7 protein-coding genes are annotated in these 10,289 nt (G+C 73.6%); 4 read left to right on the top strand and 3 right to left on the bottom strand.

The genetic code is table 11. From position 1 onward, the window contains the following. The first annotated feature begins 108 nt into the window (after window positions 1–108). The gene (locus tag ACFV2S_RS37240) at window positions 109–1,263 is read left to right on the top strand and encodes a hypothetical protein (protein ID WP_385570594.1); all 1,155 of its coding nucleotides are present in this window, start codon (window positions 109–111) and stop codon (window positions 1,261–1,263) included. Here the strand turns inward: ACFV2S_RS37240 and ACFV2S_RS37235 are convergent. Both ACFV2S_RS37235 and ACFV2S_RS37230 read right to left on the bottom strand, forming a co-directional pair. Next, on the bottom strand, window positions 1,250–3,268 hold the full coding sequence (locus ACFV2S_RS37235) for a sigma-70 family RNA polymerase sigma factor (protein WP_385570591.1): 2,019 nt from the start codon (window positions 3,266–3,268) through the stop codon (window positions 1,250–1,252). The genes ACFV2S_RS37240 and ACFV2S_RS37235 overlap by 14 nt on opposite strands. 297 nt (window positions 3,269–3,565) lie before the next feature. Next, window positions 3,566–4,348, bottom strand: a complete 783-nt coding sequence (locus ACFV2S_RS37230; protein ID WP_385570588.1) for a TetR/AcrR family transcriptional regulator — start codon at window positions 4,346–4,348, stop codon at window positions 3,566–3,568. Window positions 4,349–4,705: 357 nt separating this feature from the next. Between ACFV2S_RS37230 and ACFV2S_RS37225 the strand changes: the two genes are divergently transcribed. Together ACFV2S_RS37225 and ACFV2S_RS37220 are read left to right on the top strand one after the other, a co-directional pair. Then, window positions 4,706–6,070 carry an NAD(P)/FAD-dependent oxidoreductase gene (locus ACFV2S_RS37225; protein ID WP_385570585.1) on the top strand — a complete coding sequence of 455 codons (1,365 nt, stop codon included), beginning with the start codon at window positions 4,706–4,708 and terminating at the stop codon, window positions 6,068–6,070. Window positions 6,071–6,176: 106 nt separating this feature from the next. Continuing rightward, window positions 6,177–7,814, top strand: a complete 1,638-nt coding sequence (locus ACFV2S_RS37220; protein WP_385570583.1) for a SpoIIE family protein phosphatase — start codon at window positions 6,177–6,179, stop codon at window positions 7,812–7,814. A 5-nt stretch (window positions 7,815–7,819) separates the two neighbouring features. Here ACFV2S_RS37220 and ACFV2S_RS37215 read toward each other — a convergent pair whose 3' ends face one another. Beyond that, window positions 7,820–9,094, bottom strand: coding sequence for an MFS transporter (locus tag ACFV2S_RS37215; protein ID WP_385570580.1), 1,275 nt, complete (start codon window positions 9,092–9,094; stop codon window positions 7,820–7,822). A gap of 154 nt (window positions 9,095–9,248) precedes the next feature. Between ACFV2S_RS37215 and ACFV2S_RS37210 the strand changes: the two genes are divergently transcribed. Continuing rightward, window positions 9,249–9,794: a MarR family winged helix-turn-helix transcriptional regulator gene (locus ACFV2S_RS37210; protein ID WP_385570577.1), complete on the top strand. Its 546-nt coding sequence runs from the start codon at window positions 9,249–9,251 to the stop codon at window positions 9,792–9,794. Window positions 9,795–10,289 lie beyond the last annotated feature (495 nt).

Genomic DNA, 10,289 nt, shown 5'->3' with positions numbered 1-10,289 from the left:
TGGGGGGGCCCCCCCCCCCCCCCGCGGGGGGGGGGGGGGGGGCGCGCGCGCGCCCCCCGCCGCGCCGCCCCCCCCCCCCCCCCCGCCGACCCCCGGCACTGGCCCCGCATGCACCTGCGCATGCTGGACTTCTTCCTCGCGGTCGAGAGCCAGACGATGGGCGACTTCCAGCAGCCGGAGACCCTCGCGCTCGTACGGCGCGTGCGCGACGCGTTCGGGAAGGAGCCCGGCCCCGAGGCGGCCCGCTTCCCCGGTCTGCTCTGGCCCTTCACCGCGTACCTCACCGAGGACCCGCCCGCGGTCCGCGCCCTCCTCGACACCGCCGTGGACAACTGCCGCCGCCACGGCGGCGACTGGGAGCTCGGCGTCAGCCTCATGTTCCGCACGCACATGGTCGTCGACATGCCCGGCGGCATGCCCGGCGTCGACGACGCCCTCGCCGAGCTCCGTGTCATCGCCCGGCGGGTCGGCGACCGCTGGATGGCCGCGCAGATCGCCAGCGCGGCGGGCGAGTCGTACACGATGCGCGGGCGGCACGCGGAGGCGGGAGAGGCGTACGAGGAGGCCCTCGGGCTCGCCCGCGAGGTCGGCGCCCACGCCGAGGCCCCCTTCCTCCTCGCCCGCCTGGCCGAACTGTCCTACCGCACCGGCGACCTGGAGACCGCGGAGACGATCCTCGACGAGGCCGCGCAGGAGGCCGACCGCTACCACGTGCGGGACAGCCAGACGTACGTCTGCTTCCTCCGCGCCGCCTTCGCGCTCCACCGCCGCGACATCGTGGAGGCCCGCGCCCAGCTGGAGGAGGCGGGCCGGACCGTCGGGCTCGGCACCCCGCCCCCGCACTTCGAGGCGGCGGTGATGGGAATCGCCGCCCGCGTCGAGGCGCACGAGGGCAGGGGAGCGGCCGCCGTCACCACGGCCGTCACCGCGCTCCGCGTGGCGCGGGACGCCCAGTGCGCGGACTTCGTCACCGTCGGCCTGGGGCAGGGGCTCGCCCTCACGCTGGCCGAGGCGGGCGAGGCGGATCTCGCCGTACGGGTCATGGCCGCCGTCGACCTGTGGCGCCGGGACACCCCGCGATCCGTTCCCGAGCTCCGGGACCTGGAGGGCCTGGAGGCGCGGGTGCGCGCCGAGCTCGACGCGCCCGCCGTGGCGGCGGCCCGCGCGGCCGGGGCGGGACTCGGCCTCGACGAGGTCCTCGGCCTCCTCGAACCCTTCGCGGCCGCCCCGCCGGACTCCGGGCGGGCCGTCAGGAGCAGCTGATCCGGGACTCCGCCCAGTCGGCGACCGCGGCCCGGCCGAACGGCGTGTGCTCCTCCACCACGAGCCGGATCGTGGAGCGGCCGGAGAGGTCGACGTGCACCGGGACGGGCGGGTCGCCCGCCCGGACGACGTCGGAACGCCAGAGCCGCTCCCCGTCCCCGTAGACGGAGAAACGGACGCCGCCGACGCCGAGCCAGGCGCTCAGGTCGTCGATGCCGACGACCGCGTCGTAGCTCGTGCACTGCCGGTTGAGGTCGATGAGCAGTGAGGACGGCGCGTGGACGCTCACCCCGTGCGCGTACGGGGTGCCGCCGACGGACAGGGAGTTCCGCTGCCACATCCAGCTGCTGTCCGAGAGGGACACCTCGGGCCTGGTGCCGTCGCCGAAGATCCCGTAGTCCAGTTCGCTGACCTGGTAGACGGACGGCGGCGCGGGCTTCTCGGGCGGCGGGGGCGTCGGCTTCGGGGAGGGCTTCTCGGGCGGCGGCGTGGGCGTCGGCGTCGGCTTCGGCTCGGGCGTCGGCTCGGGGGTGGGTGTCGGGGACGGCGGCGGGGTCGGCTTCGGCGTGGGCCTGGGTGCCGGCTCCGGCGGCGGGGTGGGCTCGGGCGTCGGCGCGGAGGCGACGGGCGGGGCCGGCGGCGCGGGCTTCGGGGAGGGCTTCGCCGGGGGCGCGGGCTCCGGCACGATCGGGGTGACGACCGGCTGCGCGGGCCGGGGCGCGGCCACCGGCTGAGGGTCCCCGGCCATCGCCCAGACGAGCCCTGCGGCCGCGGCGACCGCCACGGCCGCCGCGATGCCGGCCTTCGCGGGTGCCCCCAGCCCCTCGGCGACGGCACCCCCCGAGGCGGCTCCGCCGGAGGACCCGGTGGCGGCGGCCGCCGCGCCCGCACCGGCCGCGGCAACGGTGCCGCCGGCGACGACACCGGCCGCCTTGAGCGCGTACCCGGCGGCGAACCAGCCGATGACGGCGACCGGCAGCAGCGCGGGGATACCGGAGTTCACGTGGGCCAGCTCACCGGCGGCGAGCCGGCACTTGGCGCACTCGTCCAGGTGCTTGCGCAGGCCCCGCTCGGCCCGCATCCGCAGCCCGCCGCGCGCGTAGGCGCCGAGCCGGTCCGCGTAGCGGGCGCAGTCGCCGCCCGCGGTCAGGGACTGGCTGACGTGCGCCTGGAGGTAGGCCTGCTTGAGGCCCTCGCGGGCCCGGCTGGCGAGCACGGCCGTGGCGTTGGCGGTCAGTCCGAAGAGCGGGGCGACCTCGCTCGGGGACTCCTCCTCGACGGTGGTGTGCCACAGCACGGCCTGCCACCGCTCGGGCAGCGAGCGGAAGGCCTGCATGGCGAGGGACTGTTCGGCCTCGTGCATGGCGCGGACGTCCGCGCCGAGGTCCGTCGTGTCGTGGTCGGAGACCTCGGAGGAGCGGGCGGCGTCCGCGGCGAACACCGCGAAGTCCTCGACGAGGTGCTCCCGCTTCTGGGTCCTGGTCCAGTGCGCCGCGACCCGCCGGACGCTGGTCATGAGGTAGGCGCGCACGGCCTGCTCGGGGCCGGCGCCGCCGCGGACCGCCTGGAGGGTGCGGGCGAACACCTCGGCGGTGAGGTCGTCGGCGGTGTGCGCGTCCCGGCAGCAGGTCCGGGCGTAGCGGCGGACGGCGTCGGAGTGGCGGCGGAACAGCTCCTCGTACGCGGAGCCGTCGCCGTCCCGCATGAGCTGGACGAGCTCGGCGTCGGAGGGCGGCAGTTCGAGCGGCGGCGGGAGGACGGTGTCCGGCTCGTCGGGCTCGTCGGGCGCGGCACCCGGATCGGGACGACCGGCACCCGTCGCGGCGGCACCCGGCCCCGCGGTCCTGCCCTCGCGCTGCTGCGGCACGCTCGGTTCGGCCGGCTCGGCGGGTACGGACGGCGCTCCGGGGAGACCGCCCGGCCCGCCCTGGCTCGGAACCTGCCGGGAGGAAAGGTCCCCGGTCTCCGCCCCGCCCAGCGGATCGTCCCGACTGTCACCGCTCATCGCGGAAGCCCCCGTACGCACGCTCAGACCCGAATTCCGGCCCAGCCTGCCACAGAGCGCGGGCACGCCGAAGCGCCGCGTCCACTTACCACTCGTCCGGGGCGACTTCGTGTATCCGGGCGTAACCGTTCACACGTTCGTGTCAGGCTGGTTGGTCCGCCCGGACCACCGCGCCCGGACCACTCTGCCGGGACAACCGCCCGGACCACTCCGCCCGGCCCTCGAAGGGCGCCGTCCGCGCAGAGGTCCTGGAAGGGTCCTCCGGAAAGGGCCTCCGGAAGGTCCTCCGGAACGGCCCTACCGGGAGCGCAGGCCCTCGAGCAGGATGTCGAGGAGCCGGGCCGAGGCCGCCGCCTGCTGCACCGCGTCCGGCAGGGCCGGGGCGGCGGTGGCGATGACCAGGAGGACGTCCGCCACGGTCACGTCCGTCCGCAGCTCACCCGCCTCGCGCGCCCGGTCGACCAGCCGGCCGACGACCTCCAGGAGCTCCGCGGCCCCCGCGTCGTCCCGCTCCTCGGCGGGCACGGCACGCGGAGCGACCACGCGCGGGTCGGACGCGTCGGCGACACCGCGCTGGTACGGCACCCGCGCCGCCTCGTCCGCGTCCGGTCCGACGAGCGGCACCCCGGACTCGTCCACGCCCACCCGCAGCACCTGCGGCGGCAGGAGACGGCCCGCGCCCGAGGCCACCGAGGTCCGCAGGAACCGGGAGAGCGCCGACCACGGCTCCTCCTCCTGGCCCAGCGCGGCCCGCGCCTGCTCGGTCAGCCGGGAGGTCTCCTCCTCGGCTATCCGCCGCACCAGCACGTCCTTGCTGGGGAAACGGCGGTAGACGGTGCCGACCCCGACCCGGGCCCGGCGCGCCACGTCCTCCATCGGAGCCCCGTAGCCCAGCTCGCCGAACACCTCGCGGGCGGCCCGCAGCACGTGCTCCAGATTGCGCTGGGCGTCCACCCGCAGCGGCGCGGCCCTGCCGCCCGCCACCGGCGCGCCGAGGCGCGGCTCGGCCGTCCCCACGGCATGTCCGTCGGCGATCGCCGTCCCGGCGCCCGACTGCCAGCGTGAATCCTGAATCTGCATAAGCGTTCCCCCGCTCATGATGTCTCCCCCCGGAGACTCCCCGCCCTGACACGGGGCCTCCGACGGACGAGCGCTTCGGTCCACGCGCGCGCCGCGATCCGACACCCCGACGAAGTACGAACATAGTTGAGTCGGGGTCAATTCAGAAGGGGGAGTTCCGTACGGTGCGCCCCCCGATCGGAGCAAGGCCCGGAAGACTCCCGATTCCGACCCCTCTCCCCACCCGCCCCACAGGGTGTGACCTGCGTCGTTCCCCCCGTACGCCGCCCGCGCGCCACCCCGCGCCTCCGTATCCCTCCGGTCACACAATTTGTCGAGCCTGTGGACAAACCACGGACGGGGGTGCGTCATGGGACAGTGACCGAACCTGCGCGCATTCTCGTGGTCGGCGGTGGATACGTCGGCATGTACACCGCGCTGCGCCTCCAGCGGCAGCTCGCCGCGGAGCTCAGAGCCGGCACCGCCGAGATCGTGGTGGTCACCCCCGAGCCGTACATGACGTACCAGCCGTTCCTGCCCGAGGCGGCCGCCGGCTCCATCTCCCCGCGTCACGTCGTCGTCCCGCTCCGCCGGGTCCTCGACCGCTGCCGCGTCGTCATCGGCGAGGTCGGGTCCGTCGACCACGCCAAGCGCACCGCGACCCTCTCCACCCTCGCCACCGCGGAGGAGGGGACCGGCGCCGTCGACATGACGTACGACGAGCTGGTCCTCGCCCCGGGATCGGTCTCCCGCACCCTCCCCGTCCCCGGCCTCGCCGACCACGGCATCGGCTTCAAGACCGTCGAGGAGGCCATCGGGCTGCGCAACCACGTCATCGAGCAGATGGACATCGCCTCCTCCACCCGCGATCCCGCGATCCGCGACGCCGCCCTCACCTTCGTCTTCGTCGGCGGCGGCTACGCGGGCGTGGAGGCCCTCGCCGAGCTGGAGGACATGGCCCGCTACACCTCGCGGTACTACCACAACCTCAAGCCCGAGGACCTGCGCTGGGTCCTCGTCGAGGCCTCCGGCCGGATCCTCCCCGAGGTGGGCGAGGACATGGGCCGGTACGCCGTCCGGGAGCTCCGCGCCCGGAACGTCGACGTGCGCCTGGAGACCCGTCTCGAGTCCTGCGAGGACCGGGTCGCCGTCCTCAGCGACGGCACCCGCCTGCCGACCCGCACCGTCGTCTGGACCGCCGGCGTGAAACCCGCGCCGGTCCTCGCCGCCACCGGCCTCCCGCTGAACGAACGCGGCAGGCTCCGCTGCACCGCCCACCTCGCCGTCGAGGGCGCCCCGCACGCCTGGGCGGCCGGCGACGCCGCCGCCGTCCCCGACGTCACGGCGGACGAGCCTGGCAGGGAATGCGCCCCCAACGCCCAGCACGCCGTCCGCCAGGCCAGGGTCCTCGCCGAGAACATCGCGGCCTCCCTGCGCGGACAGCCGCTCAAGCAGTACGCGCACGCGTACGTGGGATCCGTCGCCTCCCTCGGTCTCCACAAGGGGGTCGCCCACGTCTACGGACGCAAGCTCAAGGGATATCCGGCCTGGTTCATGCACCGCGCCTATCACCTCAGCCGCGTCCCGACGTTCAACCGAAAGGCCCGGGTCCTCGCCGAGTGGACCTTGTCCGGGCTGTTCAAACGGGAGATCGTCTCCCTCGGGTCGCTGGAACACCCCAGGGCCGAATTCGAACTCGCCGCCTCTCCACCCCCCGGCGACGGCGACAAGCCGCAGTCCTGACATCACTGTCAGTGCACTCGTCCACACTGGACGTGTGACCATAGGTGGGCTCACACCTGCACAGCGTGACTCTGCACGGCACCGACACCACGAGGCATACAGATCCGTGAACTTCACCCGTTGGAGCGCCCGGCTCCCCGGCACGCAGCGCCGCGCGGCGCGGGGGACAGAGGGCTCCGTGCCCGCCGCCCGCGGTGAGTACGGTCAGCAGCCGGAGCAGCCCGACGACGAGGCCGCGGCCGTCGACGTCCCCGCCCTGGAGGACTTCTCCGTACGGGAGCTGCTCGGCCGCCTCCCCGGCCTCGTCGCCCTCGTGTACGGCCCGGAGCACCGCATCGCGTACGTGAACGACGCGTACGCCGCCGCCTTCGGCCACCGCCCGGCCGGCGCCACCGTCGCCGACACCTGCCCGGAGGCCGAGGAGCTCGGCCTGCTGCCCCTCATGGACCAGGTGCTCCGCAGCGGCAAGCCCCGCACGGTGAAGTCCCGCCGGACCCGCGAGGGCGGCTCGTACACGGTCACCTGCCTGCCCGTCGACAGCCCCCGCCTCGAAGGCGGCGGCGTCCTCGTCCACGCGGCCGACGTCACCGACCACGCCGACGCCGCCGAGCGGCTCCGGGCCAGCGAGCGCAGGCACCGCGAGACCGCCGTCACCCTCCAGCGCTCCCTGCTCCCGCAGGAGCTGGAGCAGCCCGACGACCTGCGGATCGCCGCCACCTACCAGCCCGGTGTCGCCGACGCGGCCGTCGGCGGCGACTGGTACGACGTGATCACCCTCGGGGCGGGCCGTACCGCCCTCGTCATCGGCGACGTGATGGGCCGCGGCGTGCGCGCCGCCGCCGTCATGGGCCAGCTCCGCACCGCCGTCCGGGCCTACGCGCGCCTGGACCTGCCCCCGCACGAGGTGCTCCAGCTGCTCGACGGCCTCGCCGCCGAGATCGACGCCAGCCAGATCGCCACCTGTGTGTACGCGATCCACGACCCCAGCGAGGGCAGGCTGGTGTACGCCTCCGCCGGACACCTGCCGATCCTCGTACGGGACGAGGACGGCACCGTCCGCCGGGCCGAGGACCCGACGGGCCCGCCGCTCGGGACCGGCGGCTGGCTGCACGCCTCCGGCTCCATCGCCCTGCCGCCCGGCTCCACCGCCGTCCTCTACACCGACGGTCTGGTCGAGCGCCGCCGCGAGGACATCGACGAGGGCGTCGCCGCCCTGGCCCGCGCCCTCGCCGGTGCCGTCGGCACCCCTCAGGTGGTCTGCGACCGGCTCCTGCGCGCCCTCGGCGTCACCGCCGAGCACGACGACGACGTCGCCGTCCTGGTCGTCCAGCACCCCTCCCGCAGGGGCGCGGACGCCGAGCTCTTCCACAACGCCGCCCTGGAACTCCTGGGCGGGGTCGAGGCCGCCCCGCGCGCGCGTGCCTTCGCTTCCGGGGTCCTCTCGTCCTGGCGCTTCCCGGTCGAACTGCGCGACCTCGGCGTCCTCGCCACCAGCGAACTCGTGGCGAACTCGCTCCAGCACGGGACCCCGCCCATGCGCCTGCGGCTCCGCAGGACCGACCGCCGCCTGATCATCGAGGTCACGGACGGCGACGACCACCTGCCGCGCCGCCGCAGGGCGGAAACGGAGGACGAGGCGGGTCGCGGTATCTCGATCATCGCGACGATCGCCTCGTCCTGGGGGAGCCGCCGCACGCCGGGCGGCGGCAAAGCGGTCTGGTGCGAGTTCGCCCTGCCGGACTGATCCGGCTAGGCGGCCGCGGTCTCGCTCTCACGCACCGGCTCGTGCCGGGCGACCACCTTCGAGGTCCTGAGGGCGAGGGAGGGCTGGTTCTGCTCGGGGGTCAGCTGCCTGCCGAGACGGACGGCCAGGAACGTGATCCCGAGCGAGAACAGCACGAAGGTCACGATGTACGGACCGTGCAGCGCGGCTCCCATGGGCCCGCCCACGGCCGGACCGACGGCCAGCGCCAGCTGCTTCACCAGGGCGAAGGCCGAGTTGTACTGCCCGACCATCGACTCGGGGGCCAGATCGGCCACCAGCGGGGCCACGGTCGGCGACAGCATCGCCTCACCGAGCCCGAAGAGGGCGTACGTGGAGACGAAGGCCGCCGTCGCCATGGCCTGGCTGCCGTGCCCGAGACCCGCGTACCCGGCGATGAGCCACGCCACGGTCCAGATCAGACCCACGGCCGCGATCACCCGGGTCCGCCGGCGGCGCTCGACGAACCGCAGCACCAGGAACTGGGCGACCACGATCACCGCCGTGTTCGCGGCGAGGGCGATCCCGAGCGTCGACGGCTGGATGCCGGCGGCCTCCGTGCCGTACGCCGCGAGACCCGACTCGAACTGCCCGTAGCAGGCGAAGAACAGCACGAAGCCCAGGACGCACAGCTGCACCATCGCCTTGTGCCCGAGCAGCGCGCGGACGCCGCCGCCCTTGCCGCCCTCGGACGGACGGGTGCCCTGGAGCGCCGGCGACCCCGGCATCCGGACGGTCCCGACGATCGCGGCGAGCACGAGGAACATCGCCGCCTCGATCGAGAACAGCAGGATGAAGCTGCCCGGCCGGGTCGTGTCGACCAGCAGACCGCCGATCAGACCACCGACGCCGAGGCCGAGGTTCTGCAGGAAGAACTGCATCGCGAAGGCCCGGGTACGACCGGCGGGCTCCGAGCACCAGACGATCATCGTGGCCAGCGCCGGCTGGAGCACGGCCGTACCGGCACCGAGCAGCGCCGCGGCCCCCACGGCCGCGGGCACGCTCGACGCGAAGCCCATCGCCACCGCGCCCACCGCGGCGACGACCGAGGCCACCAGGAGCACCGGCACGGGCCCGCGCCGGTCGATGGCCCGCCCGCTGAAGGGCAGCACCACCAGTGCGGCCATGGCGAAGACGGCCAGCACGATGCCCGCCGTCGCGGCGCCCAGATCCCGCACCTGCGCCACGTACACATAGAGGTACGGGACGGTGAAGCCGAGTCCGAACGCGCTCAGCGCGCTGCCTGCCTGGATACGGCGCATCGCTGCGCCCCTCGCCTTGGTCACACTCACCCACTTCGGTCGCGGGTTCGGAGGTGTACGCCTGAACCCTGAAGACTTCAACGCTAAAGTTAACGTCTTAACAGTACACACCGAAGGACTTCAATGCCAACGAGAGGCGTGGGATACTCGCCGCATGTCCGACACCGCTCCCCAGGAGCCGAGCCTCGACGAGCAGATCGCCGCGTATCAGCGCGAGTACGGCGACCTCGACCCGCAGGTGGAGAAGGTCGTGTCCGCCCTCGGCCGGCTGAACCGCCGGATGAACGTGGCGTACGGCCGCCAGCTCTCCGACCTCGGCATCAGCAACGCGGAGTGGGAGGTCCTCAAGACCCTCGTCCTCGCCGGCGCGCCCTACCGCCTGGGCCCCGGTGAGCTGGCCAAGCGCCTCGGGCTCACGCCCGCGGCGATGACGCACCGCATCGACCGCATGGCGGGCGAGGGCCTGGTCACCCGCGACCGGGACGAGAACAACCGGGTCCGCGTGATCGTCGAGCTGACGGACGAGGGCCGTACGAAGTGGCTGGAGGCCATGCGCATGGCCACCGACTTCGAGGAGGAGCTCCTCCAGGACCTGAGCGTGGAGGAGCGGGGCCTCCTGGGCGAGGCGCTGATCCGGCTCCTCCGCCGCGTGGAGCTCACCCAGCCGGACGCCGGCGGCCGCCTGACGGACCTGGACTGACGGACCCGGGATGCCGGACCCGGGCTGACGGGGGTTGACACCCCCCTGCCGGATGCGTAGTGTTCTCCGAGTTGTCACGGAGCCGGAACGGTTCCTCGACAGCCACTCCCGCCGCTGATGCGGCACCTCTACTCAGCACGGACTCCCCACCGGGACGAATTTCGGCATGCCGAAATTCATTTCGAAAGACTCGATTATGAGTCGCCGGGGAAACCCGCTAGAGTTTGAGACGTCGGAACGGCCCAACAGCCGGAAAGACAAACCCCCCTGACTGGGAGTCAGACACCGAAAGGATCTGATAGAGTCGGAAACGCCGGAAGGGCCTGGAGCGAAAGCGAAAAGGACCGGAAAGCACCGAGGAAATCGGATCGGAAAGATCTGATAGAGTCGGAAACGAAGAAAGCGCCCGGAGGGCCTGGAAACAGGAACGAAGGAAGCGTCCGCACCTTGAGAACTCAACAGCGTGCCAAAAATCAACGCCAGATTAGTTGATAC

The sequence above is a fragment of the Streptomyces sp. NPDC059695 genome (assembly GCF_042733785.1).
In the GTDB taxonomy this organism is placed as follows: Bacteria; Actinomycetota; Actinomycetes; order Streptomycetales; family Streptomycetaceae; genus Streptomyces.
Note: the sequence above shows the minus strand (reverse complement) of the source record. Positions and strands in the feature narration are given on the sequence as shown.